Below are 18666 nucleotides of genomic sequence, written 5' to 3'. Positions count from 1 at the left end.
TCGCGTCGACGACCAGCACCACGGGCGCGTCCAACAGCTGCGCGACGTGCGCGGTGGAACCACGGCCCCGTGCTTACCGCAACTCGACAGCCTCTTTTCGTTGAGCGCCGGTGCTTACGCTGGGGGAGTGGGACCGCCTTCGGTGGATCGCTTCGTTCCCTACGGCCCGTCGCACTGGGTGCTCATGGCGCTGATCGTCGTCGGGTCCGTGGCGGTCGCCGTGCTCGGGTACCGGCAGCGCGATTCTCGGGCCGCAGTGGTCTTCACGCGCGGCTTCGCCCTGGTGGTTCTGGCATTCGGCGTGACGACGCTGTCCTACCGGCTGTTGCCGGCGCAGTGGGACGTCGGCGAATCGCTGCCGCTGCACCTCTGCGATCTCGCCTGGATCGTCGCCGCTTTCGCGTTGTGGACGCACCGGCCGCAGGCCTGCGCGCTGCTCTACTACTGGGGCCTGACGCTGACCCCGCAGGCGATGATCACTCCCGCGCTGGACGCGCCGGACTTCCCGTCGCCCGACTTCGTCGAGTTCTGGGGCCAGCACCTGCTGGTCATCTGGGCGGCCGCCTACCTGACCTGGGGCGTCGGGGTGCGGCCGAACTGGCGCGGCTATTGGTTCGCCGCCGTGGTGACCATCGCCTGGGGCGCGGCGATGCTGCCCTTCAACGCCTGGGCGGGCACCAACTACGGCTTCGTCAGCGGGAAGCCCGACAACCCGTCCCTGCTGGACGTGATGGGCGGCTGGCCCTGGTACCTGGGCGTCGAGGCAGTCGTCGGCCTGGCCGCTTGGGCCCTGCTGACCTGGCCGTGGACCAGGACGCCGCGCCGCGTCGTGCACGCCTGACCGGGGCTCACGAGGGCATTGCGAAGCCCTGCTGGCGCCACGCCTCGTAGACCGCGACTGCCGCCGAGTTGGCCAGGTTCATCGAGCGGATGCCCGGCAGCATCGGGATCCGGACCTGCAGCGTTACGTCGGCGAGCACGTCCTCGGGCAGGCCGGTGGATTCGGGCCCGAACAGCAGCACGTCGCCCGGCCGGTAGGCCACCGCCTCGTAGGAGTGCTCGGCCTTCGAGGTGAACGCGATGATCCGCTGCGGGTTCAGCGCCCGCCAGGCCGATTCGAGGTCCGGGTGGACGTGCAGGGCGGCCCGGTCGTGGTAGTCCAGCCCGGCACGGCGCAGCTTCGCGTCCTCCACGGAGAAGCCGAGGGGCTCGATCAGGTGCAGTGCGCAGCCGGAACCGGCCGCCATCCGGATCGCGTTGCCGGCGTTGCCCGGGATTTCGGGCTGGTAGAAGACCACGTGAAACACCCGAAATCGTTTCACACCGGGTTCGGGATCGGCAGCGCGGGGAGGCCCCCGCCCGGTCGATCACACCAGCCCGCCGGTGGCGCGGAGGTTCTGCCCGGTGATCCAGCGCGCGTCCGGGCCGACCAGGAACGCCACGACGTCGGCGACGTCCGCCGGTTGCCCCAGCCTGCCCAGCGGAATCATCTGCGCGGTGGCGGCCAGGGCGTCGTCGCCGACGGCGCCGCGCAGCAGGTCGGTGTCGGTCGGGCCGGGAGAGACGGCGTTGACCGTGATGCCGCGCGGCCCGAGCTCTTTCGCCGCGACCCGGGTGAGCTGCTCGACGGCCGCTTTGCTCGCCGCGTAAGCGGATTCGCCCGGGCCGGCGTCGAGATGCTGACGATCCGCCCGCCGTCGCCCATCCGCCGCGCCGCGTGCTGCATCGCCAGGAAGGTTCCCTTCGCGTTGACCGCCATGACGCGGTCGTAGTCGGCCTCGGACATGTCGAGGAGCAGCGCGGTGGACGGGATTCCGGCGTTGTTGACCAAGACGTCCAGCTCGCCGGCGGCGTCGAAGAGCCGGTGGAGGTCTTCGGCCGCACCTGCATCGGCCCGCGCCGCGCGGGCGCCGGTTTCGGCGGTGACCGCCCTCGCCGCCTCCTCGTTCTTCGCGTAGCTGAACAGGACTTCCGCGCCGTCTGCCGTCAACCGCCGCACGATCGCCCGGCCGATGCCGCGCGAACCACCGGTGACGACGGCCGTCTTGCCTCGAAGATTCATGGCGCCACCATTTCGCCGATCGCGGAAGACTTCGTTCCGCGATTGCGGCGACACTGGAGAAAGTTGGAGACCTCGGCTCGCCTGCTCCGCCTCCTGTCGCTGCTGCAGGCGCGACGCGACTGGCCGGGCGGGGATCTCGCCGAGCGCCTCGGCGTGAGCACCCGGACGGTTCGTGCGGACGTGGATCGCCTGCGCAGCCTCGGCTATCCCGTGCATTCGACGCCGGGCGTGGCGGGTGGCTACCGGCTCGGGGCTGGTTCTGCGTTGCCGCCGCTGCTGCTGGATGACGACGAGGCCGTCGCGGTCGCGATCGGGCTGCGCACGGCGGCTAGCGGCACGGTGTCGGGAATGGCGGAGACGTCGGTTCGCGCGCTGGCCAAGCTGGAGCAGGTGCTGCCGGCGCGGCTGCGTCAGCGCGTCAACGCGCTGCAGACCTACTCCGTGCCGGTGCCCGGAGGCGGGCCGTTGGTCGGCGCCGATGTGCTGACCACGATCGCGCGGGCGTGCCGGGACCGCGAGCAGCTGCGGTTCGACTACCGCGCGCACGACGACGTCGCGAGCCTGCGCGCCGTCGAGCCGCATCGGCTCGTCAGCACCGGCCGCCGCTGGTACCTGGTCGGCTGGGACCGCGACCGCGACGACTGGCGGAGCTTCCGCGTCGACCGCCTGTCGCCTCGCACTCCGACGGGGCCGCGCTTCACGCCCCGCGAGCCGCCGGAGGGCGGTTTCGCCGCGTACGTCGCGCGCGGTGTCACAGCGGTGTTGTGGGCGTATCGCGCCCAGGTGCGCGTGCATGCGCCCGCGGAGGTCGTCGTGCAGCGGGTGCCGCCGACGACGTGGATCGTCGCGCCGATCGACGATCAGACCTGCCTGTTGGACGCGGGCGCGGACACGCCGCAGCTCCTCGCGGCCTACCTCGGAGCCCTCGACCTCGACTTCGACGTGCTCGACGCCCCCGAACTCGCCGCGACGACCCGCCGCCTCGCCGACCGCTACGCCCGCGCAGTCACGGGGCCGTGAGCGCTTTTCGTTGCTATAGAGGCTGTTTTGATGTCGTGGTGTGAGGTGGTGGTAGCGCGGGGTTTTGTCTTTGAAGCGGCGCAGCCGCTTAGCCCACCTATGCGACTTGCACCGCCGCGGGTTCTCAGAGGTCTTCTCGCGAGGACAGCCCCGACGTGGTGAATTGGCATTCATGATGTCGGGGATCCCACAGCGAGAAGGCCTCTGAGGTTCCGCCACCCGCACCGCTATATCAGGGCGAGTTTGGAAACAGGCTCTATAGCGCCAAGAAACGCTCACGGGTCCTTGAGCAGCCGGAACGCGTCTTGTCGTGATGAGTTGCGCATCGGGTGGTCTTGACAGCGCCGGAGGGTGTCGCAAATACTCTCCCGCATCGATTGGCCAAATCGGTTTGGCCCTGGTGGTGGGCGTGGCGTTCACAGCGCCTCAAGCCTCCGGGGCAGTCCTGCGCCGACCGCTGGAGCGGTCGGCGAGCGCCCGGACTCAGCGCGAGGAGGCTCCGCAGTGTCCACACCGCATCCCGTCGATCAACGCCTACCGCTGGCCAAGCTGCTCCCGTTCGGCCTGCAGCACGTGCTCGTGATGGCCGCGACGCCCATCTCCAGCGTGTTCCTCGTCAGCAAGACGCTCGGCATGACGCCCGAGCTGACGATCAAGCTGCTGTCCGCGACGTTCGTGCTCGCCGGGCTGGGCACGCTCCTGCAGTCGTTCGGCCCGTGGCGCTTCGGCGTCCGGCTGCCGTTCGTGATGCTGCCCGGCGGCGCACCGGTCGTGCTCTTCCTGGCGATCGCCCAGGAGCACGGCCTGCCCACGGCTTCCGGCGCCGTGATCCTCACCGGCGTCTTCTACTTCGTCGCGCTGCCGCTGTTCACCCGGCTGCTTCAGTTCTTCCCGACCGTCGTCATCGGCACCATGATCGTGATCGTCGGGGTGAACCTGGTGAAGGTCGGCGGCCTGCTGGTCACCGGCAAGCCCGGCAGCCCGGACTTCGGCGACCCCCGCGACCTGCTGCTCGGCTTCGCCACCGTGGCGTTCACGGTGCTGTTCCTGCGTTTCCTGACCGGGATGCTGCGGCAGCTGGCGGTCGTGCTCGGGCTCGCGGCCGGAACCGGCATGGCGGTGCTGCTCGGCGCCACCAGCTTCGGCGAGGTGGGCGAGGGCGGCGTGTTCAACCTGCCCGACCCCCTTCCGTTCGGTGCACCGGAGTTCAGCCTGTTCGCCGCCTTGCCGCTGATGGTCTTCGCACTGGTGTCGATGGCCGAGGCGACCGGTCAGACCGTGCTCAACGGCGAGATCGTCGGCAAGGAGATCGACCCCCGCCGCGACGTGCCCAGGACGATCCGCGGCGACGCGCTGATCTCGCTGCTGGGCGGCTTCTTCGGCACCTCGCTGATGGTGACCAGCGGCGAGAACATCGGCATCGTCCGGATGACCGGGGTGCGCAGCCGCTACGTGACGGCGGTCGCCGGGGTGATGCTGGTGGTCATCGGCGTGGTCACCCCGATCGCCGAGGTGATCAACGGGATTCCGGCCGCCGTGGTCGGCGGCACCGCGATCGTCGTGTTCGCGGTCATCACCGTGCTCGGAATCCAGCTGCTGCGCCAGGTCGACCTCGCCGACCACGCGAACTCGGTGATCTGCGCGGTGGCGCTCGCCTTCGGGCTGCTGCCGATCCTCGTGCCGGGCGTGTACGACCGGCTGCCGTCGAGCCTGAGCACCTTCCTCGACAGCGGCGTCGCCGTCGGCGCCTTCGTGGCGGTGGGGCTGAACATCGCGTTCCACTACCTCCGCCGCCCGACCACGTCCACCACAACGGAAAAGTGAGATCGTGAACCGAGAACTGCTCGATGCCGCCGAAGTCCTGCTGCTGCCGGAGGTCCTGCTGCTGCCCGACGGCCCGGTCCGCGACCACGCCGTGGTCGTCGCCGACGGCGTGTTCCGCGCGGTCGGCCCTGTGGCGGAAGTCGTTGCGGCGCACCGGGAACTCGACCCGGTCCGGCTGGACGGCCGGTTGCTGATGCCGGGGTTCGTCGACGCCCACCACCACCTGACGCAGAGCTTCGGCAAGTCGCTGGCCTTCGGCGAGCCGTCGGAGATCTTCCGCCGGATCTGGGTGCCGCTGGAGGGCGCGCTGACCGAGGAGAACGCCTACGTCGCGGCGAAACTCGCTGCGCTGGAAGCACTTCGCGGCGGGTTCACCACCGTCGCCGAGGCAGGCACCCGAGCGCCGGTCGATGTCGGGGTGGTTGCCGCGGCGACCCAGGACGCCGGGATCCGCTGCGTGCTCGGGCGGGTGTGCGACGGTCCGGACGAGGAGCACCTCGCACGCTGGACGGATTCGCCGCTGGTCCACCCGTCGCTGGCGATCCCGATCCCGGAGGCCGCGCCCGACGGCGTGCTGCGGGACGTGTCGCGGCTGTGCGCCGAGGCGGATGCGGTGTTCCAGATCCACGTCAACGAGCACCTCGCTTCCGTCGAGCGGTCGCTCGAGGCGCACGGGCGCCGACCGCTGGAGCACCTGCACGAGATCGGAGCGCTGGGTCCGCAGGTCCTCGCGGCGCACGCCACGCTGCTGACCCCGACCGAGGTGCGACTGCTCGCCGACACCGGCGCGGCGATCAGCTACAACCCGGTTGCGAGCGGGTGGAAGGGGAATGCGGTCGCGCCCGCCGAGCTGCTGTCGGTGTTCGGGGTGCGCTTCGGGCTCGGCACCGACGGCACCCGCGGCGACGCCTTCCGGCTGGTGGACGCCGCCGAGCTGGCGCAGCGGCTGGGATTCGGCCTGTCCAGCGGTGATTCCTCTTGCGGCGGCGGCTGGACCTGGCTGGAACACGCGACGTCGCTCGGTGCCGACGCGGTGGGTCTGGGCGGATTCACCGGCGAGATCGCCGCTGGTCGGGCCGCGGACTTCCTCGTGGTGGACCTGCAGGTTCCGGAGCTGTGCCCGTCCTGGGACCTGAGCTGGGAGCTGGTCCGGCTGGCCAACCGCGATCAGATCGCCGCCGTGTTCGTCGGCGGCAGGTTGCGGTTGTGGCGCGGCTGGCCGATCGACTGGGACGGCCCGGAACTCGTTGCGCAGGCTGCGAAAATGGCGCACGAGGTGGTGGAGCGGGCGCCGTTGCGGCGGATCCACCCGGTGTCGGTGGAGCACCGCTCGCGCGTGTCGACAGGAATCGGAGGGCGGGCATGAGCAGCCCTGTGTCAGCCCCGGTTCTGCTCAACCGCACCTCAGGGGAACGTGACGCAAACCAGCCACAAGAAACTGCGAAACGCGGGATTGAGCCGGACGCAACCACAACTGTGAAACGCGGAGAGGCGGAACTGCCATGAGCGTCGCGGTGCTGGCGCTGATGGCGCTCGCCGTCGCCGTGGCGGCGTTCGTGCAAGGCGCCACCGGAGTCGGTTTCGCGCTCATCGTCGCGCCGGTCGTCGGGCTGGTGGAGCCGTCGTTGCTACCGGTTTTCCTGCTGGTGCTGATGATTCCGCTCAACCTCTACATCGCCGGGCGCGAACGCGGCAGCCTGGACAAGGTCGGCGCCGGGTGGATCACCGCCGGGCGGTTCGCCGGGACCTTCGGCGGGCTGTGGGTGCTGGTGGCGGTCCCGGTGAGCCAGCTGAACCTGCTCATCGGCGGCTCCACCGTGCTGGCGGCAGTGGTGACGCTGCTCGCGCCGAAGTTCACGCCCGGTCGGGGCGCGTTCCTCGCCGCCGGGGCGATCACCGGCATCACCGAGACGGCCACCGGCGTGGGCGGGCCGCCGCTGGCGCTCGTGTACCAGCACCGGCCGGCGGCGGTGCTGCGTTCGACGGTCGCGGTCTGCTTCATCGCAGGCGAGGTCATTTCGCTGGTGGTGCTGCTGGCCACCGGCAAGGTCGCGCCCGACCAGCTGTGGCCTGCGGTGCTGTTGCTGCCGGCGCTGGCGCTCGGCGCGGTGCTGAGCCGGTTCGTGCACCACCGCCTCGACGGCCGGCTGATGCGGCTACTGGTGCAGCTGTTCGCGATCGTCTCCGGCGTCGTGCTGCTGGTCGCCGGGTGAGCGCATCGTCGAACGGCGAGCGATCAGGACGGGCTCCGGGTTGGTGATCACCTGCGGAGTGGTCTCCTGCTTGAGATTGGCCAGCAGGAGTTCGACGGCGCCGGCTGCGGCCTGCCCGAGGTGCAGGTCGATGGCGGTGAGCGCGGGCGTGCAGGTTCGGGCGCGCAGACCGTCGTAGCGGGTCGCCACCATGACGTCTGCCGGGACGCGAAGCCCGCGGTCGGTCAGAGCCCGCACTGCGCCCACGGCGAAAGCGTCGACGGTCGCGCAGATCGCGTCGACCTCCGGGTGCTCGTCCAGGAGCGCCGAGGCGGCAGCGCACCCGGCCTCCTCGCCGCCGGATTCGTCGGCCGTGATGATCAGCGGCGCCATCCCGTGCCGGTCGGCGAACTCGCGGTAGGCGTCGACCGCGTCCACGTACGAGTTGCGGTGGCTGCTGCCGACGAGCAGGGCGATGTGGTGGGCGCCCTGCTCGTGCAGGTGGTCCAGCAGCAGCCGCCCCACCAGCCGGGCCCGCAGGTCGACGTGGGGGAGATCGGTGCCCTGCTGCCTGGCCAGCGTCACGATCGGCACGCCGCGGGCCTGCAGGCGCTTGGTCGCCGGGTCGTCCTCGTCGGGTTCGACGACGATCGCGCCGTCGATGTCCAGGGAGTCCAGCGGCGTGTCGGACTCCACCGGCGGGACCAGGACCAGCGCGAACCCGTGCAGCAGCGAGGTCTCGGCGGCGGCCGCGGCGACCTCCATGAAGAAGCCCAGCCGGGACGGGCCGCCGGCCACCGCGACCGGCATCGACGACACCAGGCCGATGGTCCGGGACTGGCCGTGGCGCAGTCGCTGCGCGCGCAGGCTCGGGTGGTAGCCGAGCTCGGCGGCGACCTTCGCCACCCGCTCCCGCGTCCGCGGGTCGACCTTGCCGATCCCGTTGAGGGCGTGGGACACCGTCGTCCGGGACACCCCGGCCGCCCGTGCCACGTCGGCGATCGTCGGCCGCGCCGCTCCCGGCATCACCATCTCCTCACGCTCGGGCACCCCGGCGGATCTTGCCCGACCGGGTCTACGTTTGGCCAGGTCAGGACCCGTGAGTATTTTCGGGCGCTATCGCACCCAAAAGTACTCACGGGTCCTGACCAGGGGAAACCCGAGCTCCCAATGTTCAGAGCGGGTCAGGGCACGTCGCGGCTCAGGAGGTCCGCTTCGGTTTCGCGGCGGACCCACGGTTCGGCCGCGCCGTCGTCCACCGCCACCACCGGGGGCCGGCCCACGAGGTTGTAGGTCGAGGCCATCGAGTGGTGGTAGGCGCCGGTGCACGGCACCGCCAGCAGATCCCCGGCGCGGATGTCGACGGGCAGCACCGCGTCCGGGATCAGCACGTCACCGGCCTCGCAGTGGCGGCCGACGACGCTCATCGTGCGCTCCCGCGCGTCGCCGACCCGGCCGATCAGCCGCGCGGCGTAGCGCGAGCCGTACAGCTCCGGGCGCGGGTTGTCGCTGAACCCGCCGTCCACGGCGACGAAAGTCCGGCTGCTGCCGTGCTTCACCGTCACGACCCGGTACAGCGTGATCCCCGCGCGCGCCACGATCGCCCGGCCCGGCTCCAAGGTCAGCCGCGGCACGACCAGACCGTGCTTGCGGCACTCGTAGTGCAGCACGCGCGGGATGCGGGCGGCGAAGCCGGGCAGGTCGAACTCCGCGTCGCCGGGCCGGTAGGCGACCGCGTGCCCGCCGCCGATGTTGAGCTGCGGCAACGTGATCCCTTGGCGCACCGCGATCTCGGCCAGGAACGCCGCCAGCCGCCGCACCGCCTCCTCGTAGCCGGCCACCTCGGCGATCTGCGAGCCCAGGTGGCAGTGCAGGCCGACCAGCCGCAGCTCGGGCCGCTGCCGGATCTTCGCCACCGCCGCTGCGGCCTGCCCGCCGGCCAGCGAGAGCCCGAACTTCTGGTCCTCCACGCCGGTGGCGACGGCGCGGTGGGTGTGCCCGTCGATGCCCGGCGTGACCCGGATCAGCACGTCCTGAGCGCCGACGATCCGGTCGATCTCCGCCAGTGAGTCCACCACCACCCGACCGACCCCGGCGTTCGCCGCCGTCCGCAGCTCCCGGTCGGTCTTCGCGTTGCCGTGCAACAAGATCCGCTCCGCCGGGAAGCCCGCGGCGAGCGCGGTGGCGAGCTCGCCGGCGGAGCAGACGTCCAGCGACATGCCCTCCTCGGCGAGCAGCCGCGCCATCCGGCGACACAGGAATGCTTTGCCGGCGAAGGCGATCTCGGCGTCCATCGAGCGGTACGCGCGGCACCGGGCGCGGACCGTCTGCACGTCCAGCACGTAACCGGGGGTGCCGAACCGTTCGGCGAGCTCGGTGAGCGAGACGCCACCGACCGTCACGTCGCCGGAAGGCAGCGCCACGGCGGTGTCCGGCCAGATCGAACCGGGCAGCTTCTTCGGCAGGCTGTGGCGGAAGGTGGGCAGGAGTTCGGCGAGAGTCACGGCGACTTCCTCAGCACTCGGGAGTGGATGACTCATGCGTACGCCCGGACGGCCCGGGCGTACGCGGTTCCGGGCGCGGTCCTGACGCCCGCCGCACCCGTTCTGATGCGCTGTTGACAGGCCCGTCCGGGCGCTCTGGTAGAGAAGAGGCATGGCAGGTGCACAACCCCGGAAGCGGAAGGGGGCGACGGAAGAGCGGACCGCGGCGGAGACCCGACCGGTGGCCCGCGTGCTGGTCGACGTCCCGCTGCCGGTGCACCTGGACCGGCCGTTCGACTACCTGGTGCCCGACCGGCTGGACGCCGACGCGGTGCCGGGCTGCCGGCTGCGGGTGCGCTTCCGGGGCAAGCTCGTCGACGGCTACCTGCTGGAACGCAACGAGACCACCGACTTCCAGGGCACCCTGTCCTGGGTCGAGCGGATCCCGTCGCCGGAACCGGTGCTGACCCCGGAGCTACTGGAGGTGGCCCGCTCGGTGGCCACCCGCTACGGCGGCATGCTCGCGGACGTGGTGCGCCTGGCGATCCCGCCCCGGCACGCCGCGGCCGAGAAGTCCGCACCCCGCGAACCCGGGCCGCCACCGCCCCGGCCCGCAGCCGAGGAATGGGCCCGCTACCAACACGGAACGTCCTTTTTGGACGCTGTGCACGCGGGGCGGTCGGCCCGCGCGGTCTGGCAGGCGCTGCCCGGAGAGGACTGGCCCGCCCGGCTGGCCGAAGCGGCCGCAACGGCAGCGGCGGCCGGACGCGGCGCGCTGATCGTCGTCCCCGACCACCGAGACCTCCAGCGGCTGCACGACGCGTGCACCGCGCTGCTCGGCGAAGACGACGTCGTCGCCCTCGCCGCCGACCTCGCCCCGTCGATGCGCTACCGCCGCTGGCTGGCGGTGCTGCGCGGCGCGGCGCGCGTCGTGATCGGCACCCGCGCGGCGATGTTCGCGCCGGTCCACGACCTGGGCTTCGCGGCGGTCTGGGACGACGGCGACGACCTGCACAGCTACCCGCAGGTGCCCTACCCGCACACCCGCGACGTGCTGACCCAACGCGCGCACGCGGCAGGAGCGGCGCTGATCGTCGGAGCCTTCGCCCGCACCGCCGAAGCTGCGCTGCTGGCCGAATCGGGCTGGGCGCACGAACTCGTCGCGCACCGCACGGACGTGCGGGCAGCGGCGCCGCGAGTGACCGCGATCGGCGAAGACGACACTCAGCTGGCACGCGACCCGGCGGCGCGCGCAGCGCGGCTGCCATCGGTGGCGTTCGAAGCGGCACGAGCATCGCTCGGCGCGGGAGCGCCGGTGCTGGTGCAGGTGCCGCGACGCGGCTACGTGCCGGCGCTCGCGTGCGGCGACTGCCGCGAGCGGGCGAGGTGCCGCCGCTGCGCGGGGCCGCTGGCGCTGCCGGGAGGCAGCGAAGGCGGAGCGCCGAAGCCGGCGGCGTGCAGCTGGTGCGGAGCCGCGGAAGCGGCGTTCAAGTGCAGCTCGTGCGGCTCGCGGCGGCTACGCGCCGTAGCGGTCGGCGCCAGCCGCACCGCGGAGGAGCTCGGGCGGGCGTTCAGCAACGTGTCGGTGCGGACCTCGGGCGCGGGCGAGATCCTGGCCGCGGTGCCAGCGAAACCGGCGCTGATCGTTTGTACACCCGGTGCCGAGCCGGTCGCCGAAGGCGGCTACGGCGCCGCGCTGCTGCTGGACGGCCGGACCCTGCTGGGCCGCCCCGAGCTCCGCGCGGCCGAGACCGCGCTGCGGTTGTGGTTCGCGGCTGCCGCGCTGGTCCGGCCCGCCCGCGACGGTGGGCGAGTGGTGGTCATGGCGGACTCGTCGCTGCAGCCGGTGCAGGCGTTGGTGCGCTGGGATCCGGCGTGGTACGCCTCCCTGGAACTCGCCGAGCGCGCTGAGCTCGGCTTCCCCCCGGCCCGCCGCGTCGCGGCCGTGGACGGCACGCCGGAGGCGATCGAGGCGCTGCTGGACTCGGCGGATCTGCCGCCGACGGCGGAGGTGCTCGGCCCGGTGCCGCTGGGCCAGGTCGACGAGGACGGCAATTCCGAGCGGGAACGCCTGATCGTCCGGGTCGACCGCGCCGAAGGCCGAGCGCTGGCGGGCTCCCTCCACGCGGCCCAAGCGGTCCGAGCAGCCCGAAAGGCCACGGAACTCCAAGTCCGCCTGGACCCATTGGAAATGCTGTAGAGCCCTCGTGAGTACTTTGGATCGCTATAGCGATCCAAAGTACTCACGAGTCGTTGTGCCTGCGCTGGTCCACCGCCTTGCGGAAGAAGACCCGGCGATAGCCGTCTTGTTCGGCTCGGCCCGATTCGGTGTAGCCGTGTCTCGGGTAGTAGGCGAGGTTCTCCGTCATGACTTCGTTGGTGTAGAGCCGGATTTCCGCCATCCGCTGTTCAGCCGCTTCGCGGTCGGCCAGCGCCAGCAGGTCGCGCCCGAGCCCTCGGCCCTGGGCGTCGGGATGCACTGCGACGTTCTCCAGCAGCATCACGTCGCCTTCGGGCACGAGCACCAGCATCCCCAGGATGCGATCGTCTTCCTCGGCGATCCAGACCTGGTGTTCGCGCACCGCGGCGGAGTAGTCCGCGACCATCGGTGCCGGCAGCCGGTCCATGCGCTGGGTGTAGAGCGAGTACGCCAGCCGCGCGAGATCCTCCAGCGCGGCGACGTCCGGCAACCGGGCTTCCCGAAACTCGACCATGCCCCATCGTCGGCAACCACCTCCACCCCGCGCAACCCTCGGCGCCTGCGTGGGTGGTCAGGGCATCCCGAGCCGGATGATCTCGCCGAGGACGAAGATTCCTGGCTTGCGACCGACCGGTTCCACTTGGATGTTGGTCACCAGGTTCTCGTCGCGCCGCGAATCGTAGCGGTGGCCGGTGAACTCGACGTTGCGGTACTTCCGGTACTCCTTGGGAAGCTCGACGATGTTGCCAGTGCCGTGCCGGTCGACGAGGCTCTTGAACTCGGTGGCTGATCCGGCATCCGGCATGTCCACCGTTGAAACCGCGACTAGCACGGTGTTTCCGCGCGGGGTGCGCAGCTCGGCCAAGAAGCGGTGCAAGGACCGGCAGGGATGCTCGGCGAAGTAGCGCTTGACCTGGCCGTACGAGTGCTCGCGGCAGGAACCCAGTTCCGAGCGCTCCTGGACCTTGACCTTGTATCCCCGGCTTTGCCAACGGGCAACTGCCCGCAATTCGACACCGCGTGGATTCTTCGCGGTCTGAGTCGATCGGAACTTCGGCACCGACATCCCTTCGAACGCAGCAGTTCCGCCGCCGCCCAGTGCCATGGTGCCGCCCACGGCGATCGCCGCCACGGCGCCTGCGGACCTCGAAGGTGCCCGGCGCTTGTGCGCCCGGACATTGCGCCCTGCGCGGGTGTGTTCTTTGACGTCGACCAAGAATGGCTCCCTCACGCCGATACGAGTCGGTCCACGAGTGAAGTCCAGCCGCGGTCCGGCGTGGGCTCGATTGGCCGCATATCGACCGATCGGCGTAAAACGCGGTCGTCAAAACGGTGGGTCGTGCCGGCTTAGTTGCCGTTCTAGGGCGAGGGCGGGCCGGTTTCATCCGGTCGCTCGGTGCTCGTGCCGGAAATTCGGTCGCTTGGGTTTCGGGCGCGTGCTGGAATTCGGTGGTCGAGAGGAGCCGTATGGGGCGCGTTCTGCTGGAGACCGAGCGTCTCGTGCTGCGGGAATTCGGGCCCGAGGACGTCGATGACGTCTTCGCCCTCAACGGCGACGCCGAGGTCATGCGATACATCAACGGCGGCGTTCCCGTCACCAGGGCCGAGATCGCGGACGAGGTTCTGCCCACCTACCTCGGGTACTACGAGCGGTTCGGTGGGCTCGGGAAGTGGGCCACCATCGAGAAGGCCACCGGCCGGTTCGTCGGCATCCTCATGCTGCACCCCGCTCCGGACGGGCCGCTCGACGATGTCGAGCTCGGCTACCGGTTCCACCGGTCCGCGTGGGGCGAGGGCTATGCGACCGAGGGCTCTTTCGCGTTGCTGCGCAAGGCGTTCACCGATCTCGGGGTGCGGCGGGTGTTCGCGCAGGCGATGGTCGTCAACCGGGATTCGTGGCGGGTGATGGAGAAGGTCGGCCTGCGCTACGTGCGGACGTTCGCCTACGACTGGCCCGAAGGCCCCATCGAGGGCGCCGAGCACGGCGACGTCGAGTACGCGGCGACCCGCGAGGAGTGGCTGGCTCAGTACCGGTAGAGCCGCTCGCCGACCGCCGCCGAAGGCTCGGCGCGCTCGCCCGCCGGGACGGAGATCCGGTCCGGGTCGCCGTCCGAGGTGTAGCGGCGGTTCGGGTCGGCGGCGAGCTTGTCCAGCCACGCCGTGGAGCCGTACTGCGCGTCCTGCCCGGTCGGGCCCTGGGAGCGGATGCGGGGCACGTTCGCCGGGTCGAAATCCGCCGACCACGGCGACGGCGCGGGATTCGAGCCGACCAGCATGACGCTGTCGTGGTGGTAGTCGACGCCGTCGGCCGAGCCGCTGGCCGCGAGGCGCTCGTCGTCCGGGTGCACGCCCAGCGGCAGCGCGATCGACCGGACCTGCGCGCCCGGCACGGCATCTGTGATGAGCCGCTGCATACCGGCGATCTGGCGCCGCACCTCGGCCTCCGAGGCCCGGCCGAGGTTCTCGTGGTCGAGCGTGTGATTGCCGATCTCGAAGCCGTGCTCGGACAACCAGCCGAGGCTGCGCCGGCCGGTGGGCTCCTCGAACGGCGGGTTGTTGACGTAGCAGGTCGCCACCGGGCGGAATCCGGGATGCGCGGCGGCGACGTCCAGCAGGATGCGGATTCCGGTGCCCGCCGCCGGCTCGCCCGCACCGTCCAATGTGAACTGACTGATCGAGCCGTCGTCGAAGGTGAGCACCACCGGATGCTTCCCGGCTGGGATGTCGAACCGGCCAGTTGCGTACTCGGTCGCCGTCACCGGCACGTAGTCCTCGGCGGCCAGCCGCTCCAGTTCCGCGCGGAGATCCTCCGGGCTGCGGTCGTAGACGCTGCTCGGCGTCGGAGTGATCCGGTGGTACATGAGCACCGGGACGTCGCCGAGCTCGTTCGCCCGCACCGATTCCGGCGTCGGGCGGGAGACGGGCTCCGGCGGCCGGACGACCGCGTTGGGCTGGGGCGGGACGACCTCGCCGCCGTGCTCGGAGCCGCAGGCCGCGAGCAGGACCGCCGCCGTCGCCACGACGCCGGCGCGCACTTTCCGCATTGCTGACCGCATCCTCACCAACGGTAGAGATCGGTTCTCCCGCTGGGGATACTCCAAGTGGTCATTGATCTTCCGGGCCGAGGCTGCGAAGGTGGAACGGCCGGTCGTCGGCCGGTTCCAAACTGATCACGCACGAATTTCGTGCAGCCGCGCGAGTTCGCCTGAAGTCGGGGAGGCGAAAGCGATGTCGGATGCTGTTTCCGATGCGGCCCGTGCCAAGGTGGTGCGGGCCGATAGATTCGCAGTGTTCGGGGCGGGCGCCATCGCGGTGCTGTTCCTGGGCTTCCTGCTGTTGCGATCGATGTCCACAGAGGACGTTGAGATATCCGGGCTGCCGGATCGGCCGATCGCGCCCGCCGAGGTGGGTTCGATCCAGATCCGATCCGGCGCCGCCGATGGTGCGCGGGTGCTGGTGGACGGCCAGGAGGTTCCGACGGTAGACCGGCAGGGTGCGCGCGCGGTGCAGGCCGCCGGCCTGCCGGACGGGCCGCACGAGCTGCGCGTCGTGGTGCCGCGCAGTCCATCCTGGTTCGGTTCAGTCACCACCACTCGGACGTTCACAGTGGACAGTGTGCCACCTGAACTGCAGGTAGAGGACTCGCTGCGGCCGGAGGGTCCGAACCGGCCGGTGACGGTCGTCGGCGCGGTGCAGGGCGCCACGCAGGTCACCGTGGCCGGGCGGGTCGTGGCGCCGGATCCGCAGGGCGGGTTCAGCGCGGTCGTCGACCGGCCCGACCGCGAGGTCCAGGTGGTCGCGACCGATGCGGCGGGCAATCGGGCCGAGAAGACGATGACCGTCCACATCAGACATCCCGGGATGCGCGCGGTGCACCTGACCGGCCTGGCCTGGACCAGTGACTCGCTGCGCGAACCGATCCTCGCGATGGCCCGGCAAGGCAAGATCGACACCATCGAGCTGGACCTCAAGGACGAGAGCGGCGAGGTCGTCTACGACTCGGCGGTGCCGATGGCGCACCAGATCGGCGCGGTCAAGGGCTACTACCAAGCCCGGCCGGTGCTGGACCAGTTGCACGGCATGGGCGTGCGGGTGGTCGGCAGGCTGGTCGCCTTCAAGGATCCGGTGCTCGGCGCGGCGTCCTGGCATGGCGGGCACCCCGAGCGAGTGGTACAGACCGCCGACGGCCGCCCCTGGACCAGCGGCGCCTACGGCAGCTACGCGTTCACCAACTTCGCCGATCCCGTGGTCGTCCGGTACAACATCGACATCGCCGCCGAAGCCGCCGCGCTGGGCTTCGACGACGTCCTCTACGACTACGTGCGACGGCCCGACGGGCACATCGAGCAGATGCGCATCCCCGGCCTGACCACCACGCCGGAGGCCGCGGTCGCCGACTTCCTGCGGCAGACCCAGCCGGAGGTCCGCTCGCGGGGCGCGCTGCTGGGCGCGTCGGTGTTCGGCATCTCGGTCGACCGGCCCACCGAGATCGCCCAGGACATCAGGCAGATGTCGCGATTCGTCGACTACATCTCGCCGATGGTCTACCCGTCGCACTGGGGCCCGGGGGAGTTCGGCGTCGGCAACCCCAACGCCCAGCCCTACGACATCGTGGCGCGCTCGCTGGCGGCGTTCGCCAAGGCGGTCGAGGGCACCGACGTGCAGATCATCCCGTGGCTGCAGGACTTCAGCCTCGGCGTCTCCTACGGCCCGGCGGAGGTGGCGGCGCAGATCGACGGGGCGCGGGCCAACGGCATGAACTCGTTCCTGCTGTGGGCCGCGAACTGCCGATACCACGACGCGGCCCTGGGCCCGGCCGGCTAGTGCCGGAGCGCCGGTTTCGCGCGAAACCGGCGCTCTCCCCTCACACGGGGTGGCGTTTTCGTGCGAAACCGGCGCCGCTCGGCGTGGCTTCGGGTCGCCAACTTCTGGCGAAATCGCCCTTCAACGCGGCAGAAGCTTGCCGTGGGGCAGTTGTATCGGGGGCGCAGACTGGGCAGAGTATGCGGCGTTGTCGATGTTGGAGGTGGCGATGTCCGTGAGGCCCGTTCGACTCACCCTGGCTGCGATCACGTCGTGCGCCCTGGTCGCTCCGGTGGCGCAGGCGGCGCCCGGCGGACCGCCGGAGCCGCCCAAGCAGGCCGAGGCGGTCGGCTACGGCGGCGCCGTGTCCAGCGTCGACCCGTACGCGACGCAGGCCGGGATCGAGGTGCTCCGGCGCGGCGGCACGGCCACCGACGCGGCGGTCGCGGTCGCGGCAGCGCTGGGCGTCACCGAGCCGTATTCGGCAGGCGTCGGCGGCGGTGGCTTTTTCGTGCACTACGACGCGAAGACCGGCGCGGTCGAGACCATCGACGGGCGCGAGACCGCGCCCGCCAGCGTCCGCGAGGACTCGTTCCTGGAGAACGGCAAGCCGATCCCGTTCGACGAGGCGGTCACCAGCGGGCTCGGCGTCGGGGTGCCGGGCACCCCGATGACCTGGCAGGCGGCGCTGGACCGCTGGGGCACCAAGGACCTCGACGAGGTGCTGCGCCCGGCTGAGCAGCTGGCCCGCAAGGGCTTCGTCGTCGACGAGACGTTCCGCGAGCAGACCGCGGAGAACCAGGAGCGCTTCAGCGCGTTCCCGGCGACTCGCGACCTGTTCCTGCCGGGCGGGAAGCTCCCCGAGGTCGGCAGCGTGCTGCGCAACCCCGACCTCGCCGACACCTACCGCACCCTGGGCGCCCGGGGCATCGGCGCGCTGTACCACGGCGAGATCGGCGACGACGTGGTCAAGACGGTGAACCAGCCGCCGGTCGACCCGGCCGCGAACCGCCAGGTGCGCCCCGGCGGCATGACCGCCGACGACCTGGGCGACTACCGCGCCAACGAGCAGGCGCCGACCCACCTGAGCTACCGCGGCCTCGACGTCTACGGCATGGCGCCGGTCAGCTCGGGTGGCACGACCGTCGGCGAGGCGCTGAAGATCCTGGAGCGCACCGACGTCTCCGACGCCGACAAGACCGCCTACCTGCACCGGTTCCTGGAAGCCAGCAAGATCGGCTTCGCCGACCGCAACCGCTGGGTGGGTGACCCGGAGTTCAACGACGTGCCCACCGAAGAACTGCTCAGCGCGGACTTCGCCGCCTCCCGCGCCTGCCTGATCAGCGACGACGCCGTGCTGGCGACCCCGGTCGCGGCCGGCGACCCGCGGAACCCGCAGGGCTGCCAGGCGCGCACCGCCAGCGGCACGGAGCCTTACGAGGGCCCGAACACCACGCACCTGACCGTGGCCGACGCCTGGGGCAACGTGGTGTCCTACACGCTGACCATCGAGCAGACCGGCGGCAGCGGAATCGTGGTGCCCGGCCGCGGATTCCTGCTGAACAACGAGCTGACCGACTTCAACTTCACGCCGGTCACGCCCGGCCAGCCGGACCCGAACCTGCCGGGGCCGGGCAAGCGCCCGCGCAGCTCGATGAGCCCGACGATCGTGCTGCAGGACGGCAAGCCGCTGGTGGCGGCGGGCAGCCCGGGCGGCGCGACGATCATCACCACCGTCCTGCAGGTGCTCACCGGCCGCCTGGATCGCGGCCTGTCCCTGGTGGACGCCATCGCCGAGCCCAGGGCGTCGCAGCGCAACGCGGCGCAGACCGAGGCGGAGCCGGGCTTCCTGGCCCAGCCGGAGGCGGAGAAGCTGAAGGCCATCGGCCACCAGTTCAAGACGACCGGCGAGATCGGCTCGGCGACCGGGGTGGAGCGACTGCCCGACGGCCGCTGGATCGCGGCGGCAGAACGCGAGCGCCGCGGCGGCGGAGCGGCGGCAGTGGTGATTCCGGCCCGCTGACGAACGGGGCCGTGAGTCTTTTGCTCACGAGCGTTCCGCGGCGGTGCCCACCGGCGCAT

The 18666-nt window shown here is 71.2% G+C and carries 15 protein-coding genes and 1 pseudogene; 9 read left to right on the top strand and 7 right to left on the bottom strand.

What is annotated here, in order from left to right:
* The first annotated feature begins 184 nt into the window (after positions 1-184).
* Positions 185-841 carry a TIGR02206 family membrane protein gene (locus AB0I53_RS01585; protein ID WP_358595213.1) on the top strand — a complete coding sequence of 219 codons (657 nt, stop codon included), beginning with the start codon at positions 185-187 and terminating at the stop codon, positions 839-841.
* A 7-nt stretch (positions 842-848) separates the two neighbouring features.
* Here AB0I53_RS01585 and AB0I53_RS01580 read toward each other — a convergent pair whose 3' ends face one another.
* Positions 849-1307 (bottom strand): tRNA (cytidine(34)-2'-O)-methyltransferase, encoded by a 459-nt coding sequence (locus tag AB0I53_RS01580; RefSeq protein ID WP_358594762.1) that lies wholly within the window; start codon positions 1305-1307, stop codon positions 849-851.
* A gap of 60 nt (positions 1308-1367) precedes the next feature.
* A pseudogene (locus tag AB0I53_RS01575) lies at positions 1368-2062 on the bottom strand (SDR family oxidoreductase).
* A 63-nt stretch (positions 2063-2125) separates the two neighbouring features.
* On the opposite strand from AB0I53_RS01575, the gene AB0I53_RS01570 reads away from it, so the two are divergent.
* From AB0I53_RS01570 to AB0I53_RS01555, 4 genes are all read left to right on the top strand, one after another.
* Positions 2126-3082 carry a YafY family protein gene (locus AB0I53_RS01570; protein ID WP_358594759.1) on the top strand — a complete coding sequence of 319 codons (957 nt, stop codon included), beginning with the start codon at positions 2126-2128 and terminating at the stop codon, positions 3080-3082.
* 504 nt (positions 3083-3586) lie between these two features.
* Positions 3587-4906: a solute carrier family 23 protein gene (locus tag AB0I53_RS01565; RefSeq protein ID WP_358594756.1), complete on the top strand. Its 1320-nt coding sequence runs from the start codon at positions 3587-3589 to the stop codon at positions 4904-4906.
* A gap of 4 nt (positions 4907-4910) precedes the next feature.
* Positions 4911-6272, top strand: a complete 1362-nt coding sequence (locus AB0I53_RS01560; RefSeq protein ID WP_358594753.1) for an amidohydrolase family protein — start codon at positions 4911-4913, stop codon at positions 6270-6272.
* A 136-nt stretch (positions 6273-6408) separates the two neighbouring features.
* Complete coding sequence (locus AB0I53_RS01555) at positions 6409-7119, top strand: sulfite exporter TauE/SafE family protein (RefSeq protein ID WP_358594750.1); 711 nt, start codon at positions 6409-6411, stop codon at positions 7117-7119.
* Here the strand turns inward: AB0I53_RS01555 and AB0I53_RS01550 are convergent.
* Together AB0I53_RS01550 and lysA are read right to left on the bottom strand one after the other, a co-directional pair.
* Entirely contained in the window at positions 7063-8148 is a 1086-nt protein-coding gene (locus AB0I53_RS01550) for a LacI family DNA-binding transcriptional regulator (protein WP_358594748.1), read from the bottom strand. The genes AB0I53_RS01555 and AB0I53_RS01550 overlap by 57 nt on opposite strands.
* A 134-nt stretch (positions 8149-8282) precedes the next feature.
* A complete protein-coding gene (gene lysA / locus AB0I53_RS01545) occupies positions 8283-9602 on the bottom strand; it encodes a diaminopimelate decarboxylase (RefSeq protein ID WP_358594745.1) in 1320 nt (439 codons plus the stop codon).
* A gap of 151 nt (positions 9603-9753) precedes the next feature.
* On the opposite strand from lysA, the gene AB0I53_RS01540 reads away from it, so the two are divergent.
* Positions 9754-11781 carry a primosomal protein N' gene (locus AB0I53_RS01540; protein WP_358594744.1) on the top strand — a complete coding sequence of 676 codons (2028 nt, stop codon included), beginning with the start codon at positions 9754-9756 and terminating at the stop codon, positions 11779-11781.
* A gap of 43 nt (positions 11782-11824) precedes the next feature.
* Here AB0I53_RS01540 and AB0I53_RS01535 read toward each other — a convergent pair whose 3' ends face one another.
* Complete coding sequence (locus AB0I53_RS01535) at positions 11825-12295, bottom strand: GNAT family N-acetyltransferase (RefSeq protein WP_358594741.1); 471 nt, start codon at positions 12293-12295, stop codon at positions 11825-11827.
* Between the two features lie 57 nt (positions 12296-12352).
* The gene (locus tag AB0I53_RS01530) at positions 12353-12790 is read right to left on the bottom strand and encodes a hypothetical protein (protein ID WP_358594737.1); all 438 of its coding nucleotides are present in this window, start codon (positions 12788-12790) and stop codon (positions 12353-12355) included.
* 458 nt (positions 12791-13248) lie between these two features.
* On the opposite strand from AB0I53_RS01530, the gene AB0I53_RS01525 reads away from it, so the two are divergent.
* Positions 13249-13818 (top strand): GNAT family N-acetyltransferase, encoded by a 570-nt coding sequence (locus AB0I53_RS01525; protein WP_358594734.1) that lies wholly within the window; start codon positions 13249-13251, stop codon positions 13816-13818.
* Here the strand turns inward: AB0I53_RS01525 and AB0I53_RS01520 are convergent.
* Complete coding sequence (locus AB0I53_RS01520; RefSeq protein WP_358594731.1) at positions 13806-14825, bottom strand: polysaccharide deacetylase family protein; 1020 nt, start codon at positions 14823-14825, stop codon at positions 13806-13808. The two genes, AB0I53_RS01525 and AB0I53_RS01520, sit on opposite strands and share 13 nt — an antisense overlap.
* A gap of 184 nt (positions 14826-15009) precedes the next feature.
* Here AB0I53_RS01520 and AB0I53_RS01515 point away from each other — a divergent pair, with 184 nt between their 5' ends.
* A complete protein-coding gene (locus AB0I53_RS01515) occupies positions 15010-16605 on the top strand; it encodes a putative glycoside hydrolase (protein ID WP_358594728.1) in 1596 nt (531 codons plus the stop codon).
* Between the two features lie 208 nt (positions 16606-16813).
* A complete protein-coding gene (gene ggt / locus AB0I53_RS01510) occupies positions 16814-18607 on the top strand; it encodes a gamma-glutamyltransferase (RefSeq protein WP_358594725.1) in 1794 nt (597 codons plus the stop codon).
* The last annotated feature ends 59 nt before the right edge of the window (positions 18608-18666 follow it).

Source organism: Saccharopolyspora sp. NPDC050389, assembly GCF_040655595.1.
Lineage (GTDB): Bacteria > Actinomycetota > Actinomycetes > Mycobacteriales > Pseudonocardiaceae > Saccharopolyspora.
This window is presented reverse-complemented; position numbering and strand designations above follow the sequence as displayed.